Annotated in this window: 22 protein-coding genes; 12 read left to right on the plus strand and 10 right to left on the minus strand. The window is 71.6% G+C overall.

Annotated elements, in window-relative coordinates; genetic code table 11:
- Positions 1–6: 6 nt before the first annotated feature.
- A complete protein-coding gene (locus FDM97_RS02930; protein ID WP_137988705.1) occupies positions 7–1,410 on the minus strand; it encodes an FAD-dependent monooxygenase in 1,404 nt (467 codons plus the stop codon).
- A gap of 100 nt (positions 1,411–1,510) precedes the next feature.
- Between FDM97_RS02930 and FDM97_RS02935 the strand changes: the two genes are divergently transcribed.
- Both FDM97_RS02935 and FDM97_RS02940 read left to right on the plus strand, forming a co-directional pair.
- Entirely contained in the window at positions 1,511–2,071 is a 561-nt protein-coding gene (locus FDM97_RS02935; RefSeq protein WP_137988706.1) for a TetR/AcrR family transcriptional regulator, read from the plus strand.
- 32 nt (positions 2,072–2,103) lie between these two features.
- On the plus strand, positions 2,104–2,589 hold the full coding sequence (locus FDM97_RS02940) for a MarR family winged helix-turn-helix transcriptional regulator (RefSeq protein ID WP_137988707.1): 486 nt from the start codon (positions 2,104–2,106) through the stop codon (positions 2,587–2,589).
- Positions 2,590–2,607: 18 nt separating this feature from the next.
- On the opposite strand, the gene FDM97_RS02945 is transcribed toward FDM97_RS02940, so the two are convergent.
- Together FDM97_RS02945 and FDM97_RS02950 are read right to left on the minus strand one after the other, a co-directional pair.
- Complete coding sequence (locus FDM97_RS02945) at positions 2,608–3,345, minus strand: Mut7-C RNAse domain-containing protein (RefSeq protein WP_137988708.1); 738 nt, start codon at positions 3,343–3,345, stop codon at positions 2,608–2,610.
- A 100-nt stretch (positions 3,346–3,445) separates the two neighbouring features.
- Positions 3,446–4,297: an NAD(P)H-binding protein gene (locus tag FDM97_RS02950; RefSeq protein WP_137988709.1), complete on the minus strand. Its 852-nt coding sequence runs from the start codon at positions 4,295–4,297 to the stop codon at positions 3,446–3,448.
- Positions 4,298–4,411: 114 nt separating this feature from the next.
- Here FDM97_RS02950 and FDM97_RS02955 point away from each other — a divergent pair, with 114 nt between their 5' ends.
- Entirely contained in the window at positions 4,412–4,888 is a 477-nt protein-coding gene (locus FDM97_RS02955) for a GNAT family N-acetyltransferase (RefSeq protein ID WP_137988710.1), read from the plus strand.
- Here the strand turns inward: FDM97_RS02955 and FDM97_RS02960 are convergent.
- Genes FDM97_RS02960 through FDM97_RS02970 form a run of 3 tightly spaced genes read right to left on the minus strand, consistent with a single transcriptional unit; the run spans position 4,885 to position 6,557 of the window.
- A complete protein-coding gene (locus FDM97_RS02960; RefSeq protein ID WP_137988711.1) occupies positions 4,885–5,409 on the minus strand; it encodes a GNAT family N-acetyltransferase in 525 nt (174 codons plus the stop codon). The genes FDM97_RS02955 and FDM97_RS02960 overlap by 4 nt on opposite strands.
- Before the next feature lie 14 nt (positions 5,410–5,423).
- A complete protein-coding gene (locus FDM97_RS02965) occupies positions 5,424–6,284 on the minus strand; it encodes a helix-turn-helix domain-containing protein (protein WP_137988712.1) in 861 nt (286 codons plus the stop codon).
- A 27-nt stretch (positions 6,285–6,311) separates the two neighbouring features.
- Positions 6,312–6,557 carry a hypothetical protein gene (locus FDM97_RS02970; protein ID WP_137988713.1) on the minus strand — a complete coding sequence of 82 codons (246 nt, stop codon included), beginning with the start codon at positions 6,555–6,557 and terminating at the stop codon, positions 6,312–6,314.
- A 248-nt stretch (positions 6,558–6,805) separates the two neighbouring features.
- Here FDM97_RS02970 and FDM97_RS02975 point away from each other — a divergent pair, with 248 nt between their 5' ends.
- Positions 6,806–7,681 carry a TroA family protein gene (locus FDM97_RS02975; protein WP_254705476.1) on the plus strand — a complete coding sequence of 292 codons (876 nt, stop codon included), beginning with the start codon at positions 6,806–6,808 and terminating at the stop codon, positions 7,679–7,681.
- Between the two features lie 322 nt (positions 7,682–8,003).
- Here the strand turns inward: FDM97_RS02975 and FDM97_RS02980 are convergent, their stop codons facing one another.
- Positions 8,004–8,423: a MerR family transcriptional regulator gene (locus tag FDM97_RS02980; protein WP_137994624.1), complete on the minus strand. Its 420-nt coding sequence runs from the start codon at positions 8,421–8,423 to the stop codon at positions 8,004–8,006.
- A gap of 192 nt (positions 8,424–8,615) precedes the next feature.
- On the minus strand, positions 8,616–9,200 hold the full coding sequence (locus FDM97_RS02985) for a hypothetical protein (protein WP_137988714.1): 585 nt from the start codon (positions 9,198–9,200) through the stop codon (positions 8,616–8,618).
- Positions 9,201–9,456: 256 nt separating this feature from the next.
- Between FDM97_RS02985 and hemL the strand changes: the two genes are divergently transcribed.
- The 8 genes from hemL (at position 9,457) to FDM97_RS03025 (ending at position 17,754) form a co-directional block, all read left to right on the plus strand.
- Positions 9,457–10,764: a glutamate-1-semialdehyde 2,1-aminomutase gene (hemL, locus tag FDM97_RS02990; RefSeq protein WP_137988715.1), complete on the plus strand. Its 1,308-nt coding sequence runs from the start codon at positions 9,457–9,459 to the stop codon at positions 10,762–10,764.
- Entirely contained in the window at positions 10,761–11,453 is a 693-nt protein-coding gene (locus tag FDM97_RS02995; protein WP_137988716.1) for a histidine phosphatase family protein, read from the plus strand. The genes hemL and FDM97_RS02995 overlap by 4 nt, the downstream gene beginning before the upstream one ends.
- A gap of 184 nt (positions 11,454–11,637) precedes the next feature.
- Positions 11,638–12,888: a polysaccharide deacetylase family protein gene (locus FDM97_RS03000; RefSeq protein WP_137988717.1), complete on the plus strand. Its 1,251-nt coding sequence runs from the start codon at positions 11,638–11,640 to the stop codon at positions 12,886–12,888.
- A gap of 95 nt (positions 12,889–12,983) precedes the next feature.
- Positions 12,984–13,589, plus strand: coding sequence for a TlpA family protein disulfide reductase (locus FDM97_RS03005; protein ID WP_137988718.1), 606 nt, complete (start codon positions 12,984–12,986; stop codon positions 13,587–13,589).
- A 4-nt stretch (positions 13,590–13,593) separates the two neighbouring features.
- Positions 13,594–14,331, plus strand: a complete 738-nt coding sequence (locus tag FDM97_RS03010) for a cytochrome c biogenesis CcdA family protein (RefSeq protein WP_137988719.1) — start codon at positions 13,594–13,596, stop codon at positions 14,329–14,331.
- 3 nt (positions 14,332–14,334) lie between these two features.
- Positions 14,335–16,059: a cytochrome c biogenesis protein ResB gene (gene resB, locus FDM97_RS03015; protein ID WP_137988720.1), complete on the plus strand. Its 1,725-nt coding sequence runs from the start codon at positions 14,335–14,337 to the stop codon at positions 16,057–16,059.
- Positions 16,060–16,070: 11 nt separating this feature from the next.
- Positions 16,071–17,186 (plus strand): c-type cytochrome biogenesis protein CcsB, encoded by a 1,116-nt coding sequence (gene ccsB, locus FDM97_RS03020; RefSeq protein WP_137994625.1) that lies wholly within the window; start codon positions 16,071–16,073, stop codon positions 17,184–17,186.
- A 37-nt stretch (positions 17,187–17,223) separates the two neighbouring features.
- Positions 17,224–17,754, plus strand: coding sequence for an SRPBCC domain-containing protein (locus FDM97_RS03025; protein ID WP_137988721.1), 531 nt, complete (start codon positions 17,224–17,226; stop codon positions 17,752–17,754).
- A gap of 11 nt (positions 17,755–17,765) precedes the next feature.
- Here the strand turns inward: FDM97_RS03025 and FDM97_RS03030 are convergent, their stop codons facing one another.
- Positions 17,766–19,304, minus strand: coding sequence for an ABC transporter substrate-binding protein (locus FDM97_RS03030; RefSeq protein ID WP_137988722.1), 1,539 nt, complete (start codon positions 19,302–19,304; stop codon positions 17,766–17,768).
- A 4-nt stretch (positions 19,305–19,308) separates the two neighbouring features.
- The gene (locus FDM97_RS03035) at positions 19,309–21,453 is read right to left on the minus strand and encodes a hypothetical protein (protein WP_137988723.1); all 2,145 of its coding nucleotides are present in this window, start codon (positions 21,451–21,453) and stop codon (positions 19,309–19,311) included.
- Positions 21,454–21,489 lie beyond the last annotated feature (36 nt).

The raw sequence follows: 21,489 nt of genomic DNA on the forward strand, positions 1-21,489 counted from the left end.
GCACGGTCATCGGAACGTGTAGCCGTCGGGGCGGACGAGGAGCGCCGAGCGGCGGGTGGGGTCGGTCCAGGTGGCCCGTACGACGCGGGTCGGGGTGGTGGGGGATGCCGGCAGGTCCGGGGTCGCTCCCTCGGGGGCGATCAGGACGAACTCGCCCGCGCGCAGCAGCTCGTAGAGCCTGCCTTCCCGAAGGTTCAGGTCCGGGACGCGCCGGGCGTCGCGGCCGTAGGTGATGCCGATTCCGCTGATCATGCCCATCGCCTTGGCGGAGGCGGGGCGGACGGTGTTCAGGAAGCGTGAGGCGAGGGCGCGGACGGCGCGCAGGACGGGGCCGTGGGCCATGGCGAGCCGGACGATGGTCCCGCTGCTGCGGAGTACGGCGGCGCCGACGGGGTGGCGTTCGGACTGGTAGCTGTCGAGGAGCGCCTCGGGGTCGGGGGCCTCGCCGCGCAGGACGGCGGCGAGCTTCCACGAGAGGTTGGCGGCGTCCTGGAGGCCCGTGTTCATGCCCTGGCCGCCGGCGGGGGAGTGGACGTGGGCGGCGTCGCCTGCGAGGAAGACCCGGCCGACGCGGTAGGCGGGGGCCTGGCGCTCGTCGCTGTGGAAGCGGGAGATCCAGCGGGCGTCGTGCATGCCGTAGTCGGTGCCGAGCGCGAGGCGGGCGATCTCGCGGACCTCGTCGAGGTCGACGGGCTCGCTGTCGGGGACCTGGCGGGTGCGGTTCCAGCCCATGACCCGGTACCAGCCGTCGCCGAAGGGGGCGATGAAGGCGAAGGCGTCCCCGGTGCCGTTGACCGTGAGCAGTCCTTCGGGCTTCTCGGCGAGGCGGACGTCGGCGAGGACGATGGAGCGGATGACCGAGACGCCGGGGAAGGGCAGGCCGAGGGCGGTCCGCACGGCGCTGCGCACGCCGTCGGTGCCGACGAGGTAGCGGGCGCGGAGGGTGAGGGGGGTGCCGTCGGGGCCGGTGAGTTCGGCGGTGACCTGGTCGGTGTCCTGGCTCAGTCCGCGCAGTTCCGTCCCGTACCGGAAGTCCACGCCTGCGGACAGGGCCCGGCGCTCGAGGAGGCGCTCGACCTCGTACTGGGGGGTGATGAGGAGGTACGGGAAGCGGGAGCGGAGGCGGGACAGGTCGAGGGTGAGGCGGCGGAAGAGCCGCAGCTCGGTGATGGGCGTGCCGGTGGCGATCAGTTCGTCGGCGAGGCCGCGGGCGTCGAGCTGCTCCAGGGTGCGGGCGTGGACGCCGAAGGCGCGGGTCATGTTGCTGATGCCGTGCGGGCGGCGCTCGACCACGGTGACCCGCAGGCCGGCGGTGGCGAGGTCGCCGGCGAGCAGCATTCCGGTGGGGCCGGAGCCGACGACGAGAACGTCCGTGTCCAGGTGGTTCATGGCTGCCTCCAGGTGTGCCATGACAACGTCCGTTGGCCAACGTCTGTTGGTCAACGCTTGTTGGCAAATGTAGGAGTAGCCGCGATGGCGTGTCAACACCTGTTGGCCTACAGTTGTTGGCATGAAGACCGCCCGCCGCTCCGACGCTACCCGCGCCGCGATCCTCGAAGCCGCCCGCGAGCGATTCGCCTCCGACGGCTACGAGCGCGCCACCATCCGGGCCATCGCCCGCGACGCCGGAATCGATCCGTCGATGGTGATGCGCTACTACGGCAACAAGGAGGGCCTGTTCGCCGCCGCGTCCGAGATCGAACTGGACCTTCCCGAACTCGGCGCCCTGCCCGCCCGCCACATCGGCGCGGTCCTGGTCACGCACTTCCTCGACCGCTGGGAGCGCGACGACGTCCTGACCGGCCTTCTGCGGGTCGGCGTCACCAACGCCGCGGGCGCCGAGCGGATGCAGGCGATCTTCGCCGCGCAGCTCGGCCCCGTCGCCCTCGGCGTCTGCCCCGACCCCGCCGAGGCGCCGCGCCGCGCCGCGCTCGTCGCCTCGCAGATCCTCGGCATGGCGCTCGCCCGCTATGTGCTGCGACTGCCGCCCGCGGTCGCGATGTCCCGCGAGGAGGTCGTCGCCTGGCTGGGGCCGACCGTCCAGCGCTACCTGACGGCCCCGGAGCCGTAGAGCGCCGGTTCGCTGTTTCGTACAATTTCTGCATGCCGCAGAAGAACTCCGCCCGGCGCGACGGTCTGATGACCGAGCTGTACGACGAGGCCCGCCGCTACATGGCCGCGTACGCGCTGTTCAACCAGGCCGTCGCCGACCGTCTGCGGCTCCACCCGACCGATGTGCAGTGCCTGAACCTGCTCGCCCTGGAGCCCGGCCCCGTCACCACCGGCCGGATCGCCGAGCTGACCGGGCTGACCACCGGCTCCGCGACCCGGCTCGTCGACCGGCTGGAGCGGGCCGGCTATGTCACGCGCGAGCGGGACGCCGAGGACCGGCGGCGCGTCCTCGTGACCGCGGTGCCGGAGCGGATGGCGGAGCTGGGCGCGTTCTGGCGGCGGCTCAACGAGGCCTGGGGCACGATGTTCGACGCGTACAGCGATGCCGAAGTCGCCCTGCTCATCGCCCATATGCGCCGGACCGTCGAGCTCAGCGCCGACCAGGTCGAGCGGCTGCGCACGGGCGAACTCGGCTGACCGCACCGGGCCTTCGGGTCACCGCGCGGCCGCGCCGCCGAACTCGCGCAGCGCGTCGGTGACGATCGCCTCCAGCCGGGCGTGGTGAGCACCCCGCCAGTACACCCGCTCGCACTCCGTGCACCGCGCGAAGACGTCGTACGTCTTCTCCGTGCCGCGCTCCAGCCGCTCGCGCACCGAGTCCTTGTCGGCGTCGGTGAGGTCCCCGTTGCAGGCGGTGCAGCGGGTCCAGGGCATCAGCGTGGGCGCGAAGCGCTCCAGGACGTCACGGAGTTGGTCGTCGGGCCGGTCGCTGTACACATAGGCGCCGGCCCACAGCTCCCGGCGGCGCAGCAGCCCGCGGTCCCGGGAGAGCATCACGCGCCGCTCCTTCGCCGAGAGCGCGGCCAGCGCGGCGTCGCCGATGTCCTCGCTCTCGTACGCCGCGTCGACCCCGAGCAGCCGCAGCCGCCGGGCCAGCGTGCCCAGATGGACGTCGAGGAGGAACCGGAGAGGGGCTCCCGGCACCGGCTGGGGGCGCTCGACGCCCTCGACCTCGACCGTCTCGCCCGCCGCGGGGATGTGGGACACCTTCACGGGCTGCCCGTCCACCAGCAGCCGCCCGGTCTCGGTCAGCGGGACGCCCAGCGACTCCACGACATGGCCGAGCGTCGAGACGCCGTCGGTCGCCACGGTCGTGCGCCCCGAGCGCCGTTCCGCCGAGACGAAGAGCCGCAGGTCGGGGGCGAAGCTGATCTGGATCTCCGGTCCGTTCACGGGGACAGGATGTCACCGTGGCGCCCCGCGCGGCCAGGGAATTCGCCGCCCGGGGCCCTGCCCGCCGCGGCTGCACCGCCCGCCCCGGCCGGCATGGCCGCTACGGGCGGAAGGCGTCCGCATGGTCGGTGGCCCACGCGGCGAAGGTGCGGGCCGGGTGCCCGGTCAGCTCCTCGACGGTCCGGGTCAGGGGGACCGGCCGGTCGTCGTGCGAGGCCCAGTAGGAGAGCAGGGCGTCGGCGAAGGACTCCGGTATGGAGGCGGCGACCGAGGCCTTCCACTGCTCGGGGGTGACGGCGGCGCAGCTCGTCGCACGGCCCGTCACCTCCGCGAGTATCGCCAGCTGCTCGGTGAAGTCGAGCGACTCGGGGCCGGTCAGCAGATACGAGGAGCCGCGCAGCCGCGGCGCGGTGAGGACCGCGAAGGCGGCCTCGGCGACGTCCTTCTCGTGGATCGGGTCGCCGTGGGACCCGGGGTACGGGAGCTCCACCGCGCGCGCGGACCGGATCGCCCAGGACCACTGCAGGGCGTTGCTCGCGAAGGCGCCCGGCTGGAGATGGGTCGCCTCGAAGGCTCCGTCGTCCGCCGCGGCCGCCAGGGCGCGCTCGACGGCCAGGTGGGAGGCGGCGATCGGATTCTCCGCGGCGTCGGGGGCGAGGACGGAGCTGGAGGAGAGCAGGACGACGTGCTGGACGCCGGCCGCCCGGGCCTGCGCGACGAAGGCGTCGATGTGCGAGGGCTCGGCGTACAGGAAGACGGAGTCGACGCCGTCGAGCGCGGCCTCGAAGTCCGCCGGATCGGCGAGATCGCAGCGGACGGTGTCGATGCCGCCTGGTGGGGAGAGGTCCGTGGGGTCCTTGGAGGCCGCCCTGGCCTTGATGCCCGCGCTGTGGAGCAGCCCGAGGAGGGTGGAGCCCACGCGGCCGCGGCTTCCGGTGACGAGAACGGTCATGAGAGGGGTCCCTTCGCAGTGTGTGCGTGAAGAAGAATCTGTGCCACGCAGATAAATATCCGCGAGGAGCCCCGGCTCGTCAACCCTGAGAAGACCCTGAGATACGGTCCCGGCATGAAGATCATCGACCTCGAGCCCGGTGACCCCCGCCTGGAGGGGGACCTGCTCCCCGTCCTGCGCGAGCTGCGCCCGCACCTCACGCCGCAGCTCTTCCGCGACATCCACCGCCACGGCCATCCCCAGGGCCTGCGCTTCAGCGCCGCCTACGCCGAGGACGGCACCTGCGTGGGCGTCGCCGGCTGGCGGATCATCGACAACACCAGCGCGATCCGCAAGCTCTACGTCGACGACCTCGTCACCGCCGAGACCGCCCGCTCCACCGGCGTCGGCCACGCGCTCCTGGCCTACCTGGAGCAGCACGGGCGGGAGACCGGCTGCCACGAGCTCAACCTGGACTCCGGTACCCATCGCACCGGAGCCCACCGCTTCTACCTGCGCGAGCGCCTCGACATCGTCGCCTTCCACTTCACCAAGCCGCTGACCGCAGACGGCTCGGACAGCTCGGACAGCTCGGACAGCTCGGACGGCTAGAGGCCCTCCAGGTCCAGACGCCAGTCGTTGCAGCGCAGCGGATGGCCCGGCGGGTACTCGAACTCACGCTCACCGAGCAGCTCGAAGCCGGCCTTGCGGCACACCGCGTTCGACGCCCCGTTCTCCGTCGACGGAAAGGCGTGCAGGAAGCGGTACGTACGCTCGGCCCGCGCCAGCGCCGCCACCGCACGCGTGGCGGCGCTCGCGACGCCCCGCCCCTGGAACCCCGGCAGCACCGTCCAGCCCGTTTCGTACACCGGCTCCCCGTCCCAGGTCTGCTTCCAGAAGCCGATGCCGCCGACCGCGACCTCCTCGGGGAGCAGCACGATCCGGAACATCAGCCCCGCGCTCGTCCGGTCGGCGCTCAGCCGCACATACCGCTCGTGCCGCTTGGCAAGCGCCTCCTCGCTCTCGGGGCCACCCAGGTGCTCCATGAGCTCCGGCGCGTTCATGGCGCGCAGCAGGCCGAAGTCCCCCTCGGACCAAGGCTCCAGGCGTACGGGCGAGGCGTGGGTGTCCATGCCCGCACTGTAGGTCAGGGGTCGGACAACCGGCGGGCGTATGCGGTCGGCGGTACCCCGACCGTCGCCGTGAAGTCCCGTACGAGATGGGCCTGATCGCTGTAGCCGAGCTCGGCCGCGAGCCCGGCCCAGTCCAGGGCGCCCTGCGCCTTGGCAGCCTTGGCGCCCCCGGCTGACTCGGCGGACTCGACGCGCTCCAGGGCGTCGTGGATGCGGTGGCGCAGGATGACCCACTTGGGGCCGACCCCGACGCACTGGGAGAACAGCCGCTGGAGGGAGCGGCTCGACAGCCCCTGCGTGCGGGCCAGTTCGGACACGCGGCGGATCGTACGGTCCGTACGGACCAGCTCCATCAGCGCCATGGCCTGGACGGCCTGCGGGTCGGGCTCGGGGCCGTGGGCCAGCAGGAAGGCGTCGAGCGCCGCCACGCGCGCGTGGTCGGTCTCGGGGGTGAGCACGGCGGCCACGGAGGCGTCCCCCGCGCCCGCGAACACCTCGTCGAGCGGGACGCGCCGGCCCGTCCACGCCGACACCGGCCGCGCGGGGGCGAAGGGCCGGAAGCCGCCCGGACGGAACTTCACTCCGCAGACCCGGCCGACGCCTGTGAGCTTCTTCGTGAACAGGTCGAGCCCGATCCCGGAGACCTCTCCGGAGGAGTCCTCCCCATAGCGCTGGAAGACGACGTTCACGGAGGGATGCGGGACGACATGGGAGGCGTACGGCTCGGACAGGTCCCAGTCGATGAACCAGTAGTTGTCCACGTAGGGGCGCAGCTCCGGCGTCGCCGGCACGTGGCGGCGGAACCGGACGTGGGCGAAGAGCTCGGCGGCGTCGACGATGCCGCGGGTGTCACGGCGCGGACCGGAAGCAGTCATGCCGCGCACCCTAGGGGGCGGCCCCGCTCACCGCAGGCGGCCCGCGGAACCCACCGAGAGGCGCGAGACGACCTGGCCGAAGGCGTACTCCTCGGCGGGGGTGAGCGGCACGGTCTCCTGCGGGTGCCAGACCCGTTCCAGCGGGGCGGCGGCCTGTGCGCGGCGGGCGCGGGCACGCAGGCCCTGCGCCACCCACACCGCGGCGGAGGCGGCGAGCACGCCGAAGAGGGTGATCACACGAGGGTCGGAGAACTGGCCGGGCAAGGACGACATGCTGACTCCAGGGCGCGAGGGCCGGTACGGTGGCGCGCCCTGCCAGGCGGCGCGTGCGTACGGCGCTGACGATTCCTACTGCTTCCTCCCGACCTGTTCAGTTAACACGATGATGGGGGACTTTCGGCAGGGGGTCCGGGATGAAAGTCCCGGCCCCGGGGGATGGGCGGGAGGCCCTCTTGTGTGGGCCGGGGAAGCGCTTCAAGGTGGCGGGAGAGGCAGATTCCGGCCGGGGAGGGAGCAGCCGCATGTCGGACGCAGGGGCCGCAGGAGTGTGGGGGTTCACCGACGACAGGGGTACGGCGCTGACGGCCGTACGCCCGCCCGGGCGGGTGGTGGCCTACGTACGGGCCGGGGCGGGGCTTCTGGATCTCGGGGTGACGCCCGTGGCGGTGTACGGCTCCGCGCACGACGGGGCGGCGCTCGACCCGGTCAAGGCGGGGGAGCTGGAGGCGGCCGGTGTGGCCTACCTGGGGCCGGGGCGCGCCGTGGACGAGGAGGCGCTGAGGAGCCTGCGCCCCGACCTGATCGTCGACGTCACGTACGACGGGAAGAGCCCTTACGCGCTGGACGAGGCCGTCGCCGACCGGGTGGGGGTGCCGCTGGCCGCGCTGGCGGTCGGCAACGAGCTCGGTCTGCCGGCGATCATCGCGCGCTTCGGTGAGCTGGGCGCGGGGCTCGCGGCCGCCCCTGGCTCCATGGCCGGTGCCGGTGCCGGTGCCGGTGCTGGTGCCGATCCGATCGCCTCCGCCGAGGCCGCCCTCCGGGCCGCCGCCACGCGGAGTGACCGCACCGTCCTCGCCCTGTCCGGCGCCGGCCCCGACCAGGTCCATCTGGCCCGGCCGCACGCCTGGCCCGAGCTGGCGCGGCTGCAGGAGCTCGGCGTCCGCCTGCTCGACCCCGGGCCGGGGCCCGGTGCCAGCTGGCTCACGGCCGACTGGGAGCACGCCGCCGCGCTGAATCCGGACCTGGTGCTCTACGACAGCCGCGCCAACGCCGTCGGGCCGGAGGTGTTCCCGCCCGTGGGGCACGCACGCGTGGCGCCGTGGAACCCGGAGATGCCGCCGAGCCCGGCGGCGTACGCCCGCTTCTTCGCGGCCCTCACCGAGGAGCTCCAGCTGTAGGGGCCTGCCAGGCCCGGGGTCCCGGGCCGCCCGGCCTGAACGGCCTCGAAAGCGGCGCCGCCCCCGTGGGTTGTGCCCACCCTTACCCTCCCCCTAGGACTTCGTCCTGGGGGGACCCCTGGCGGGTCGATTGCCCGCAACAGGTCCCTGGGTCAGGTCGGCCCGGCGGGTCGATTGCCCACAACAGGTCTCTCGGTCAGGTCCGCCCGGCGGGTCGATTGCCCGCAACAGGTCTCTCGGTCAGGTCGGCCTGGCGGGACGATTGCCCACAACAGGTCCCTCCGCCAGGTCGGGTCGGGGTGATTGCCCCGACGGTCGTCCCCTACGCCAGGACGCCCTCACCCAGGCGTGCCCGCAAGGAGCCCGCGAATTCCTCCGCGCGGGAGAGTTGGGCGCGCAGTTCGGCGACGCGTTCGGCAGCGGCTCGTTCGTAGTGGCGTACGCGTGCGATCAGGGTGGAGCGCTCCTCGGGGGAGAGCTCGCCGTCCGTGCCCGGGTGGTCCGTGGCGAGGCGGTCCACCGCCGTGAGGAGGTCGCGGGTCTCGTCGATCGTGAAGCCGAGCGGCTTCATCCGGCGGATCACCATCAGCCGGTCCACGTCGGCGTCGGTGTAGAGCGGGAATCCGCCCTGGGACGATGCCGACGGGACGACCAGACCGCTGTCCTCGTACTGGCGGATGGTCCGCAGGGACAGTTCCGTCCGTGCGGCGACCTCGCCGATCTGCATGGGCTCGCCGGCCATGCGCACTCTGCTCACGGTGTCCGTCCTTCCTGGCGCCTCGCGCGGGTTCCCGCGGGCGCGGCTCCCGCCCACTTCGTTCCGTTTGTCCTCACTTCAGCACTTATGGGAGTGGGAAGTGCGGCGAAACGCCTGCCGGCGGGACGGCCTTCGCGAAGGGGCGGTGGCCGCACGCCACAGCGGCCGGCCCTGCGGCTACGGCCAGACCAGGCAGTACGGCTGGTGTCCCGCCTCGTGCAGACGGACCGAGAAGTCCTGCCACTCGTGCAGCAGCTGGTAGACGTTGAAGGCGTCGCGCGGGCCGCCGCGGTCCGGGACCGTGGACCAGATGAAGGCCGCCGCGCCGACCGATTCCTCGCCGATGCCGCGCAGCGGGTCGACCACCGTCATGGGCAGCTTCACCACCGCGTAGTCGGGGTGAAGGACGACCAGCTCCAGCGGGGGCACCTTGTGCAGGGGCATGCCCTGGATGCCCGTGAGGACCATCGCGGCTATGGTCTCGGGCTTGATCTTGGTGAACATGCCGCCCATGCCGAGCTCGTCGCCGCCCAGCTCCTCCGGGCGCATCGAGATCGGGACGCGGGCCGCCGTGGCGCCGTCGGGTGCGCCGAAGTACTTGTACGTCACCCCCAACCGGCCACTCCCGCCCTCCGTCGTGGGTTCCGTGGATCCTGTCGACTGCGGGGGCTGTTCCGTACGCCGTCGCCGGTGCCTCCCCGGCCGGGCAGGCTCCGGACCCAGATCGTCCGTCCCCTCACCCAGTTCGCCACCGCGATGCATATCTCCACCCGACTGCTTTTTAGGCAACACGACCCCCGCCGCGCAACCCGATCATCGTGACAGTGACCTCCCCCACGCTCTCGCGGTGAAACACCTGTCCGCAAGAACGTCCGGGCCTCTGACACCATGGATTCCGTGAGCCATCCCTATGACGCCCCAGTTTCGCAGACGCGGAGGACCCACGCCCCGGCGTAATTCACAGGGTGCCCACGCCGTCACTCCGTACTCGCAGACTTACTCGCAGGTCAGGACCACAGTGCCGTACTCATACGAAGCCCCAGTCTCACAGACGCTTTTCGACCGCGCGTCCCTCGTGACGCCCGGCGGCGTGAACTCACCGGTGCGCGCCTTCCGGGCCGTGGGCGGAACGCCCCGGTTCATGGTGTCCGGTACCGGCCCGTACCTCACCGACGCGGACGGTCGCGAGTACGTCGACCTGGTCTGCTCGTGGGGGCCGATGATTCTCGGCCACGCCCACCCCGAGGTGACCGCGGCCGTGCAGGCCGCCGTCTCCCGTGGCACCTCCTTCGGCACGCCCGGCGAGGGCGAGGTCGCCCTCGCCGAGGAGATCGTCGGCCGGATCGCGCCGGTCGAGCAGGTGCGGCTGGTCTCCTCCGGTACGGAGGCCACGATGTCCGCGATCCGGCTCGCCCGCGGTTTCACGGGCCGGGCGAAGGTCGTCAAGTTCGCCGGCTGCTACCACGGGCACGTGGACGCGCTGCTCGCCGCGGCCGGCTCCGGTGTGGCCACCTTCGGTCTGCCCGACACGCCCGGCGTGACCGGCGCGCAGGCCGGGGACACCATCGTCCTGCCGTACAACGACCTGGAGGCGGTGCACGAGGCCTTCCACCGGTACCCGGGCGAGATCGCCTGTGTCATCACCGAGGCCTCGCCGGGCAACATGGGCGTCGTGCCGCCGATGCCCGGCTTCAACCAGGGCCTGAAGGACGCGTGCGCGAAGAACGGCGCGCTGTACATCTCCGACGAGGTCATGACCGGCTTCCGGACCTCCCGCGCCGGCTGGTACGGCGTCGACGGCGTGAAGCCCGACCTGATGACCTTCGGCAAGGTCATGGGCGGCGGCTTCCCGGCCGCGGCCTTCGGCGGCCGCGCGGACGTCATGGGGCACCTCGCCCCGGCCGGCCCGGTCTACCAGGCGGGCACCCTCTCCGGTAACCCGGTCGCGACCGCCGCCGGCCTCGCGCAGCTGCGCCTGCTCGACGCCGCCGCGTACGAGAAGGTCGACGCGGTGTCGAAGGAGATCCAGGAGCTCGTCACCGGCGCGCTCACCAAGGAGGGTGTCGCGCACCGGCTGCAGACCGCCTCCAACATGTTCTCCGTCTTCTTCACGGCGAACGAGGTGCGCGACTACGACGACGCGAAGAAGCAGGAGGCCTTCCGCTTCAACGCCTTCTTCCACTCGATGCTGGCCGACGGGGTCTATCTGCCGCCGTCCGCCTTCGAGTCCTGGTTCGTGTCCACGGCCCACGACGAGCGCGCGATCGAGCGGATCGCCGCCGCGCTGCCCGCCGCCGCCCGCGCCGCAGCGGAGGCCACCGCATGACCAGGGACAAGGCCGGGAACGACATCACCGTCGTCCACCTGATGCGCCACGGCGAGGTGCACAACCCCGACGGCATCCTCTACGGCCGCCGCACCGGCTACCACCTCTCCGAGCTCGGCCGGCAGATGGCCGACCGGGTCGCCGAGCACCTGGCCGAGCGGGACGTCACGTACGTCGTCTCCTCGCCGCTCGAGCGCGCCCAGGAGACGGCCCAGCCGGTGGCCAAGAGCCACGGCCTGGACCTGGCCACGGACGAGCGGCTCATCGAGGCGGGCAACGTCTTCGAGGGCAAGACCTTCGGCGTCGGCGACGGGGCGCTGCGCAAGCCGGGCAACTGGAAGCACCTCACCAACCCGTTCAAGCCGTCCTGGGGCGAGCCGTACATCGAGCAGGTCGTACGGATGATGGGGGCCCTGGACGCGGCGAAGGACGCGGCCCGTGGCCACGAGGCGGTCTGCGTCAGCCACCAGCTGCCGATCTGGATCGTGCGCAGCTTCGTCGAGAAGCGGCGGCTGTGGCACGACCCGCGGCGCCGGCAGTGCACGCTGGCCTCGCTCACCTCGTTCACGTACCAGGGCGACAGGATCGTCTCGGTCGGCTACAGCGAGCCGGCCCGCGATCTCGTGCCCGCGCATCTGCTCGCGGGTGCGAAGCCGGTGAAGGGGAAGGCGAAGGCGTTCGGGGCGTAGACGCCGGAGCTTTTCAGGAGTAGACCCTCCCCTCAGGGCGGTCGGCCGACGTTCGTCGGCGGACCGCCCTGAAATTTTTGTGCTAATTCCGGGAACCTCCGTGTTCCTCCCGGCATCTCACTCATTGTCGGTTTGGATGACCTTTCGGTCATACGGGAACGCGAATGGGGATGTCATGCGCGGGATGAGTCGGATCAGCCGAAGGGGACTGCTGGGAGCGGGAGTTGGAGCCGCGGCGGCGATGGGGCTCGCGGGGTGCAGCGGTAACGAAAAGGATAGGAAGGGACGTTCCGGACCTGGTAAGGGGGGTGACGCCTCGGGCGACCCGAGCGCACCCGCACCCACCAAGGAAGAGGGCCGGCTCATCGGTGACGGTTCCACCGCCGACACAGGAAAGCAGCCGCACCAGCCCGACGCCCCCGTCCCGCTCGAACCGGGCCAGACCCCGCCGCAGTTCGTGATCTTCTCCTGGGACGGCGCCGGCGAGGTCGGCAACGGTCTCTTCTCCCGCTTCCTCGAACTCGCCAAGAACCACGACGCCGCGATGACGTTCTTCCTCTCCGGGATCTACCTCCTGCCGGAGTCGAAGAAGGACCTCTACCGTCCGCCGAACAACCGCGTCGGAGCCTCCGACATCGGCTACCTCACCGACGACCACATCAAGGACACCCTCAAGGGCGTCCGCCAGGCCTGGCTCGACGGGCACGAGATCGGCACCCACTTCAACGGCCACTTCTGCGGCGGTTCGGGCTCGGTCGGCAACTGGACCCCGGCCCAGTGGCAGAGCGAGATCGACCAGGCGATGAAGTTCGTCACCGAGTGGAAGACCAACAGCGGCTGGACCGATCTCGACCCGCTGCCCTTCGACTACTCGAAGGAGCTCGTCGGCGGCCGCACCCCCTGCCTCCTCGGCCAGGACAACCTCCTGCCCACGGCGAAGCGGCTCGGCTGGCGCTACGACGCCAGCTCACCCGGCGGCCGCCAGATGTGGCCGGTCAAGCGCCAGGGCATCTGGGACCTGCCGCTGCAGGCCGTGCCGTTCCCCGGCCACTCCTTCGAGGTCCTGTCCATGGACTACAACATGCTCGCCAACCAGTCGAAGAACACGACCAAGGGCGTGCCCTCGCGCTATCCCGGCTGGCGCCGGCAGGCCACCGACGCCTACCTCAACGGGTTCAACCGGGCCTACGAGTCCAACCGCGCGCCGTTCTTCATCGGCAACCACTTCGAGCAGTGGAACGGCGGCATCTACATGGACGCCGTCGAGGAGGCGCTCAAGGGCATGGCCGGCAAGAAGGACGTCCGGCTGGTCTCCTTCCGCCAGTTCGTGGACTGGCTGGACGCGCAGGACCCCGCGATCCTCGCCAAGCTCCGTACGCTCGAGGTGGGCCAGTCCCCGGCGGGCGGGTGGAACACCTTCCTGAGGCCCGCTTGACCCCGACATGCCCTTTAAGCCCCCTTGACAAGGGGCTTTACGGGCAGCGAGGGGGGCGCCCAAGATCCCTCAAACGCCCATGCGAAACTTTTCACATGAGCCTTAGCCGTGCCCCTCGACGCACCCTGCTCGCCGTCGGAACGCTGTCGGCCGCCCTCGCTCTGTCGGCCTGCGGCTCGGACTCCAACGGGAAGTCCGGAGGCGGTGGCGGAACCAACTTCGTGACCAACACGGGCGGTGTCTCCACCGTCGCCAAGGGCGAGCGCGCGGCACCCAACAAGATCGCGGGCGAGACGATCGAGGGCGAGCAGCTCGACATCGCCGACCTCAAGGGCAAGGTCGTCGTCCTGAACGCGTGGGGCTCCTGGTGCGGCCCCTGCCGCGCCGAGGCGCCGCACTTCGCCAAGGTCGCGAACGAGCTCAAGGCCAAGGGCGTGGAATTCGTCGGGCTGAACACCCGCGATTTCAACAAGCAGCAGGCGGTGACCTTCGAGGAGGACTACAAGGTCCCCTACCCGAGCCTGTACGACCCCTCGGGGAAGCTGATCCTCAACGGATTCCCCAAGGGCACCCTCAACCTGCAGGCCATCCCGTCCACCGTCGTCCTCGACAAGGACGGAAAGATCGCCGCCCGCGCCCTCATGGCCCTCGACGAGAAGAAGCTCCGCTCGATGATCGAGCCGCTTCTCGCGGAGAAGTGATCCGGTGAACGAGACGGTCTTCAGCGGGGCACTCCTGCTCGCCCTGCCCATCGCCGTGCTCGGCGGTCTGGTCTCTTTCTTCTCCCCGTGCGTCCTGCCGCTCGTGCCGGGCTATCTGTCGTACGTGACCGGCGTCACCGGCACCGACCTGGCCGAGGCCAAGCGGGGGCGGATGGCGGGCGGGGCCGCGCTGTTCGTCCTCGGCTTCACCGTGGTGTTCGTCTCCGGGGGCGCCCTCTTCGGCGGCTTCGGCGACGCCCTGCAGACGCACCGCGACGTCATCTCCAAGGTGCTCGGCGCCCTGACCATCGTGCTCGGCGCCTTCTTCATGGGCGCGATGCCCCGGCTCACCCGCCGCGAGTTCCGCTTCCACAAGCGCCCGGTGACCGGACTGCTCGGCGCCCCCATGCTGGGCGTGCTGTTCGGCCTCGGCTGGGTCCCCTGCATCGGCCCGACCCTCGCCGCCGTACTGGCGCTCGCCTCCAACGAGGCCAGCGCGGGCCGCGGCGCCGTGCTGACCGTCGCCTACTGCGTGGGCCTCGGCCTGCCCTTCATCCTCACCGCGATCGCCTTCCGGCGGGCGCTCGGCACCTTCAGCTGGGTGAAGCGGCACTATGTCTGGGTCATGCGCATCGGCGGCATCATGCTGATCGTCACCGGCCTGCTGCTCGTCACCGGAGCCTGGGATCGCATCGTGACCGAGATGCAGTCCTGGGCGGCCGACTTCACTCCGGGGATCTGACCCATGAGCAACACCAGCCAGAGCACCACCAGCGAGAGCGCGAACGCGAGCGCGAACGCGAGCGCGAGCGAGACCGAAGAGCTGAGCGCCGCGGGCTCCCAGCTGTCCACCGCGCCCCGGGAGGAGACCGGTCCCGAGACCGTCGGCGGCGGCCCCACCCTCGGGGTCATCGGCTGGATCCGCTGGTTCTGGCGGCAGCTGACCTCCATGCGGGTCGCGCTGATCCTGCTCTTCCTGCTCTCCCTCGGCGCGATCCCCGGCTCGCTCATCCCGCAGACCGACGTGGACGAGCTGAAGGTGCAGACCTTCAAGCAGGCCCACGAGACGCTCACGCCGCTCTACGAGAAGCTCCAGCTCTTCGACGTCTACACCTCGGTGTGGTTCTCCGCGATCTACATCCTGCTGTTCGTCTCCCTCATCGGCTGCATCGTGCCCCGCAGCTGGCAGTTCGTCGGCCAGCTCCGCGGCCGCCCGCCCGGCGCCCCCGGCCGCCTCACCCGGCTGCCCGCGTACACGACGTGGCGCACGGAGGCGGAGCCCGAGCAGGTCCGCGAGGCCGCGCTCGCGCTGCTCAAGGGACGCCGGTTCCGCGCGCACACCGTCAAGGACGCCGTCGCCGCCGAGAAGGGCTATCTGCGCGAGACCGGCAACCTGCTCTTCCACCTCGCGCTGATCGTGATGCTGGTGGCCTTCGGCTGGGGCAAGCTGATGAAGTCCGAGGGCGGCAAGCTGATCATCGAGGGCGACGGCTTCTCCAACACCCTCACCCAGTACGACGACTTCAAGTCCGGCTCCTGGTTCAGCACGGACGAGCTGCCCCCGTTCAGCTTCAAGCTCGACACCTTCACCGGTACGTACGAGAAGAACGGCCCTCAGCGCGGCACCCCGCGCACCTTCGAGGCCGCCGTCACGTACTCCGAGGGCACCGGACCGGACAAGAAGGCGGTCATCCGGGTCAACGAGCCGCTGGAGGTCGGCGGCTCCAAGGTCTATCTGATCGCCCACGGGTACGCGCCCGTCGTCACCGTCAAGGACGGCCGGGGCAAGGTCGTCTTCCACGGGGCCGTCCCGCTGCTGCCGTTCGACAACAACATCACCTCGACCGGCGCGATCAAGGTGATGGACGGCTACCGCGACAAGAACGGCAAGAAGGAACAGCTGGGCTTCCAGGCCTTCTTCGTGCCGACCTTCGCGGGCGCCGGCAAGGGCGACATGTTCTCGCAGTTCCCCGCGCTGGACTTCCCCGTCATGGCGCTCACCGGCTACCACGGCGATCTGCGCGTCGACTCCGGACTGCCGCAGAACGTGTACCAGCTGGACACCACCAAGATGACCCAGTTCAAGGTCGGCGAGGGCACCGGCGTCGCCCAGCGGATGCTGCCCGGCGAGACGATGACCCTGCCCGACGGCGCCGGCTCGATCACCTTCGAGAAGGAGATCAAGGAGTGGGCGAGCTTCCAGGTCTCCCAGCAGCCGGGCAACGGTCTTGCCCTCGCGGGCGCGATCGCCGCGATCGCCGGTCTGACCGGCTCGCTGTTCATCCAGCGGCGACGGGTCTGGGTCCGGGCCGTACGGGGGAAGGACGGCGTCACCGTCGTCGAGATGGCGGGGCTCGGCCGGAGCGAATCCGCCAAGCTTCCCGAGGAGCTGGCCGACCTCGCGGTCACGCTCAACGCACAGGCGCCGACCGCGCCGGAACCCGCAGAAGCCGAAGGGGCTGAGAAGTGAATCTCGCCGCCGTGAGTCTCGCCGCCGAGACCAACGAGAGCCTGGCGCAGATGAGCAACATGCTCATCTACTCCTCGATGGCCGTCTACACCCTGGCCTTCCTGGCTCATATCGCCGAGTGGGTCTTCGGCAGCCGCAGCAAGGTCGGCCGGACGGCCGCCGCGCTGACCGGCGACACCCCGGCTCCGGCGGTGTCCGTCCAGGTCAAGCAGCAGAAGGGGGCGCGAAGCTCCAGTGGAGCCGGTGCTTGCACCGGAGGGACCGCCGTGCTCGACAAGCCGAAGGTCGTCACCCGGTCCGGCGCCGGTGTCCGCGACGTGCCCGACGGCCCCGGCGCGGCCGGCGGCACGGTCAAGGGCGATCTGTACGGCCGTATCGCCGTCTCGCTCACCGCGCTCGCGTTCCTCGTCGAGGCGGCCGGTGTGGTCACGCGCGCGATCTCCGTGCAGCGCGCCCCCTGGGGCAACATGTACGAGTTCTCCACCACCTTCTCCACCGTGGCGGTCGGCGCGTACCTCGGCTTCCTCGTCGCGAGGAAGAACGTCCGCTGGATCGGTCTGCCGCTGGTCACGACCGTCCTGCTCGACCTGGGCATGGCCACGACCTGGCTGTACACGGAGAGCGACCAGCTGGTTCCGGCGCTCGACTCGTACTGGCTGTGGATCCACGTCTCCACCGCGATCTTCTGCGGCGCCGTCTTCTACCTGGGCGCGGTCGCCACCCTGCTCTACCTCTTCCGCGACTCCTACGAGAACAAGCTCGCGACCGGCGGGAACCCGGGCGCCTTCGCCCGTTCCGTACTGGAGCGGCTGCCGTCCGCGGCGTCCCTGGACAAGTTCTCGTACCGGGTCAACGCGGCCGTCTTCCCGCTGTGGACGTTCACGATCATCGCGGGCGCGATCTGGGCCGGCGACGCGTGGGGCCGCTACTGGGGCTGGGACGCCAAGGAGGTCTGGTCCTTCATCACGTGGGTCGGTTACGCGGCGTATCTGCACGCGCGTGCCACGGCCGGCTGGAAGGGCCGCAAGGCCGCGTACATCGCGCTCGTCGCCTTCGGTTGCTTCCTCTTCAACTACTACGGCGTCAACATCTTCGTGAGCAGCAAGCACTCGTACGCGGGGGTGTGAGCTCGCGCCTCCGGGGCCCCGGCGCGACGCTGGAGGTATGAGCGAAGCGATAGCGCAGGGCAGGTGCGAGACCCACGACGGCGACACGCACCTCCTGCGGTTCGTGGTGGAGCTGCCGCGGGTGGTGGCGGAGGTCTGGGCGGCCGTCGCGACGCCCGCGGGGCTGCGGCACTGGCTCTGCGCGGCCGATGTGCTGGAGCCGAGGCTGGGCGGCGCGGTGACGCTGCGCTGGCTGAACGGGGATGTGGTGGTCTCGGGCCGGGTGACGGCCTGGGACCCGGAGTACGTGGCCGAGTACACGGTCGGCCCGTCGCACGGCCGGATCCGGTTCCACCTGGAGCCGGCCGGGAGCGGCGGGGCGACCGTGCTGCGTTTCACGAACGAGTTCCGTGGGACGCAGGAGGAGAAGCTGGACGCGCTGGCGGGGTGGCACGATCACTTCGAGCGCCTGGTCGCCGCGGTGGACGGTCACCCGACGGACTGGGCGTCGTGGACCGATGAACGCCGGCAGCACCTGCGCGGCCTGTACGAGCGCGACGAGGCGCCCTGGCCCAAGTGGGAGCCGTAGGCCCACAACGCTCACCCCCGCCGCGGCGGGAGGCAGTCCTCCTTGGGCGGCTCGCCCTCCGGCCAGGCGATCTGGACGAACTTCTGTGAGCCGTCCTGGGCCAGTTCCACGATCGGGACCGCCTTGTTGAACGGGTTGCCGAAGTTGTCCAGGCAGATCCAGCCGCTCGCGCCCTGGACCCGGAGCGAGCCCTTCACCTGCGGCCACTGGGTGACCACGTCCTCCTGCTCCGGGTACTGGCTGCCCTCCGGCGTCGCCTGGCGGATCGCGTGGACCGCCGTCGCCATCGCGTCGTACGCCACGATCGCCTGGCCGTCGGCGAGGCCGACCGGCTCCTTCGCGGCCTTCGCGATGTCCGCCAGGAACGTCTCGTACGCGACCACCGAACCGCCCGTCGCCGGGACCGGCCGGCCCGGCGCCGGCTTCCAGGCGTCCGGGTGGGCGAGCGAGGCGTAGCGGACGGTCAGCTTCGCCTTCAGCGCGGCCCGGTTGAGCTTGCGGTCCTCTCCCAGGTACGAGCCCTCGTCACCGGTCAGGATCGTGAAGGAACGCTCGGCGCAGCCCCGCGCGCCCAGCGCGTTGATGAACTGCCGCAGCTGCGTGTGGCGGCCCGCGAAGAAGACGGTCTCCGCCCGGGTGTCGCAGATCAGATGGGTGATCTGGCGGAAGGTGTTCGCGGTCGTGCCCTCCTCCGTCGGGTCGGGCGGCGAGGTGAACAGCTGCGGCTCGTACGGCGCGCCCTTGAGCGAGGCCGCGAACGCGGACTTCAGCGTGTCCGTGTAGTGGTCGCCGCTGCGGGTGTCCTGGACGAGGAGCGCCTTCGACGCCTCGACCTTGCCGAAGTGGGCCAGCGCCTTGGCCTCGTCGCCGTTGGTGGGGGAGACGCGGGCCAGGCCCGGGTAGCGGTTGTTGCCGGCGCCGGGGCCGTTGGCGATGTCGTCGGCGGTGATGGTGGTGCCGACGACGGCGATGCCCGCGCCGGTCAGGGCCGTCACCGCCTCGCGTATCTCGGTGGAGCTGGTGGCGACCCCGGAGACCGCCCGCAACCGGTCGGGGCCGCCCGTCATCGTCTTCAGCCGGTCGACCGTCGCACGCCAATGGGCGTTGCTCTTGCCGGTGTTGGCGAGGACGAGCCGGATCTTGGGGGTCTCGCTGTTGGACTCGTGGTTGGCACGGTACTGGCGGGCGAAGGCGCCCTGGATCTCGTGCAGGACCTTGACCCGCATGCCGCTGTCCGTGGAGGTCAGCGGCAAAAGCAGGGCGACCGTCGCGTACTCGCCCGACTTCAGCGTGCGGTTCTCGTCGCGGATCCGGCCGGCCACCTCGGTGAGGTGCGCGGCGCCGAAGTCGTATCCGTCGCCGTTGACGCCGATGCACTCCGTGCTGCCCACGGGCCGTTCGACGCCCGCGGCGCAGGAACGGTCCTCCGGGGTGGTCAAACGGTTCACCCCGTACCCGAGCAGACCGCCGAGGACCGCCAGGGCGACGACGGACGTGAGGAGCTTCTGACGCGGGGTGAACCAGAAGTGGTAGCGCAGCCAGGCGAGCATGTCCTCAGACTCCGTCCTCGCGCGCCGACGGCAGGGAGAGTTCCTGCCAGGCGCGGATGTCCGTCGGCCAGTGGGTGGCCGCGTCCCACAGCGGTCGGTTGCCCGTCAGATGGCGGCCGGACAGCTGGCGCAGCTCGTGCGCCAGCTTCTCGGTCACCTCGCCGTCGGGCAGGGCGAGCGGGTCGGTCAGCAGCCAGACGGCGTGCAGCAACCGCCGGAGCCGCAGATGGAGTTCGGTGGACTCGGCGTCGAGACCGGCGGGGAGCCGGGCGGGCGGCCGCTGCCCGAGCGCGACGGCCCGGCGCGGGTCGGGCCCCGTCCGGTCGCCCACGCCGGTGCCGGTGCCGGTGCCGGTGCCGGTGGCGGTGGCGGTGGGGGTGCCGGTGGCGGTGCCGGTGGCGCGGCCGGCGCGGGTGCGCGGGTAGGGGGCGGAGGCGATGAACCGCAGCCGTCCCAGCCAGCCCTCGACGTCCGGACGCGGGAACGTGACCCGCAGATGGGTCACGGCCTGCTGGGTCCGGCCGAGGGCCAGTTCGTGATGGAGCCGGTACGGGAGTCCCGCCTCCTGGTCGTAGTGCCGGTGCAGGGTCTCGTGCACGGCCCGCCAGGTCGCGTACTCCTCGCCGTCCTCGAAGCGCAGCCGGTGCAGCAGCAGGGCGCGCAGCAGCGGATCGGCGACGAAGTGCTCGGGGCTCTCGGGCCAGCCCTCGGCGCGCAGCCGGTCCCGTACCTCCAGCGCCATGTCCCCGTCCGGGGACTCCCCCGGCAGCCGCGTGTGGGCCAGGAGCCGGGCGGAGGTCTCGTCGTGGGCGGCGGCGAGCACCGCGAGGCGGCCGTGGTGCTCCCCGGGCAGCAGCTGCCCGAGGAGGGCCGGCGCGACCGGCACGGGTGGGGCGTCCTCGCGCAGCTCCACCGTCAGGTCGAGCAGGGCGCCCGGGGTGAGGGACGAGCGCAGGTCCCGCGGGGCCTCACCGGCGGCCCGGCCGAGCAGGGTGACGCCCAGGGGGCGCCCGCCGGCGAGCCGGTGGACGCCACGGGCCAGGTCGGCCGGGGTGCGGCCGGCCGGGTCGTGGCGGTCGAAGGCCGCCTGGGCGTGGGCGGGGGAGAGCGGGGTCAGCTCGACGGCGAGGATGCCGGAGGTGACGTCCGTGCCGCGCGGGCAGGGGGCCAGGCGGGCGGTCTCGGGCAGCCGCAGCCGCGTGGCGCGGCGCAGGCCCTCGTGGTCGCGGACCCGGGAGGTGGCGAGGACGACGACCCGGTCGCGGCGCCCGTCGGCGCGGTCCCGCAGGATCGGTTCGATCAGGCGCCGGCCCAGCGGCTCATGGGCGTTGTCGAGGAGGAGGACGGGCCGGCCGCGGCGGGCTCCGGCCCGGAGCAGACCGGTGTAGGCGCGGTACAGGTCCTCGACGAGGGCGCCGACGAGGAAGCTCTCGGCCTCCTGGCCGCGCCGGCCGCCCTGCTCGAAGTCGTTGGCGAGGTACTGGAGGCCGATCTTGCCGCGGCCGCCGGCGTTGCGGTAATTGCCGTACCAGCTCTCGGACTTGCGCTGGCTGCGGCCGAACACCTCCTCCAGGACGGTCTCGACGGTCGCCTCGGCCAGGAGCCCGGCCATGGGGGCGGTCGCCTCGGCGAAATTGGCGGCCAGCTTGCTGAGGACCTTGGAGACCCAGGTGGCGCCGGCCCCCTTCGCCGCGTCCACGGTCGCGAGGACCGGCCCGAGGCGCTGCAGATCGCGCCGGGCCCGCTCCTCGTCCTCCCGCGACCAGCTGAGGGAGGCGACGGCGACCAGGCCGAGCGACAGCCGGGGGAACTCCACGGGCGCGGTGGCGAACCCGCGCGGGGCGAGCTGCCCGGCGAGCTCGGCGAGCGCGCCCGTGAGCGGGTTCCAGCCGGGGCCGTGGTCGGCGGGCGGCTCGATGTGCGCGCAGTCGACGAGCGCGAGCGGGGTGGCGCCCTTGTAGGCGTTGCGGATCTGCTTGAGCAGGGCGGTCTTGCCCATGCCGCGGCCGCCGGTGAAGACGGTGACGGGCGGGTCGTCGCCGTGTTCGTACGCGGTGCGGGCGAAGCGGTACGGGGAGAGTCCGGTCAGCCGTGCGGCGAGCCCGGACTCCTGGAAGACCGCCTCGCGGCCGTACAGCTCTCTGTCCACGCCCCGTCACCCCCGTCACGCGTCAACTCAAGGATA

This window comes from Streptomyces vilmorinianum (genome assembly GCF_005517195.1).
In the GTDB taxonomy this organism is placed as follows: Bacteria; Actinomycetota; Actinomycetes; order Streptomycetales; family Streptomycetaceae; genus Streptomyces; species Streptomyces vilmorinianum.

Coding starts and splice junctions, on each gene's coding strand:
- FDM97_RS02930 (WP_137988705.1), bottom strand. CDS start 1,410: ATGGCACACCTGGAGGCAGCCATGAACCACCTGGACACGGACGTTCTC.
- FDM97_RS02935 (WP_137988706.1), top strand. CDS start 1,511: ATGAAGACCGCCCGCCGCTCCGACGCTACCCGCGCCGCGATCCTCGAA.
- FDM97_RS02940 (WP_137988707.1), top strand. CDS start 2,104: ATGCCGCAGAAGAACTCCGCCCGGCGCGACGGTCTGATGACCGAGCTG.
- FDM97_RS02950 (WP_137988709.1), bottom strand. CDS start 4,297: ATGACCGTTCTCGTCACCGGAAGCCGCGGCCGCGTGGGCTCCACCCTC.
- FDM97_RS02955 (WP_137988710.1), top strand. CDS start 4,412: ATGAAGATCATCGACCTCGAGCCCGGTGACCCCCGCCTGGAGGGGGAC.
- FDM97_RS02960 (WP_137988711.1), bottom strand. CDS start 5,409: ATGGACACCCACGCCTCGCCCGTACGCCTGGAGCCTTGGTCCGAGGGG.
- FDM97_RS02965 (WP_137988712.1), bottom strand. CDS start 6,284: ATGACTGCTTCCGGTCCGCGCCGTGACACCCGCGGCATCGTCGACGCC.
- FDM97_RS02970 (WP_137988713.1), bottom strand. CDS start 6,557: ATGTCGTCCTTGCCCGGCCAGTTCTCCGACCCTCGTGTGATCACCCTC.
- FDM97_RS02975 (WP_254705476.1), top strand. CDS start 6,806: ATGTCGGACGCAGGGGCCGCAGGAGTGTGGGGGTTCACCGACGACAGG.
- FDM97_RS02980 (WP_137994624.1), bottom strand. CDS start 8,423: ATGGCCGGCGAGCCCATGCAGATCGGCGAGGTCGCCGCACGGACGGAA.
- FDM97_RS02985 (WP_137988714.1), bottom strand. CDS start 9,200: ATGCATCGCGGTGGCGAACTGGGTGAGGGGACGGACGATCTGGGTCCG.
- FDM97_RS02995 (WP_137988716.1), top strand. CDS start 10,761: ATGACCAGGGACAAGGCCGGGAACGACATCACCGTCGTCCACCTGATG.
- FDM97_RS03000 (WP_137988717.1), top strand. CDS start 11,638: ATGAGTCGGATCAGCCGAAGGGGACTGCTGGGAGCGGGAGTTGGAGCC.
- FDM97_RS03005 (WP_137988718.1), top strand. CDS start 12,984: ATGAGCCTTAGCCGTGCCCCTCGACGCACCCTGCTCGCCGTCGGAACG.
- resB (WP_137988720.1), top strand. CDS start 14,335: ATGAGCAACACCAGCCAGAGCACCACCAGCGAGAGCGCGAACGCGAGC.
- FDM97_RS03025 (WP_137988721.1), top strand. CDS start 17,224: ATGAGCGAAGCGATAGCGCAGGGCAGGTGCGAGACCCACGACGGCGAC.
- FDM97_RS03030 (WP_137988722.1), bottom strand. CDS start 19,304: ATGCTCGCCTGGCTGCGCTACCACTTCTGGTTCACCCCGCGTCAGAAG.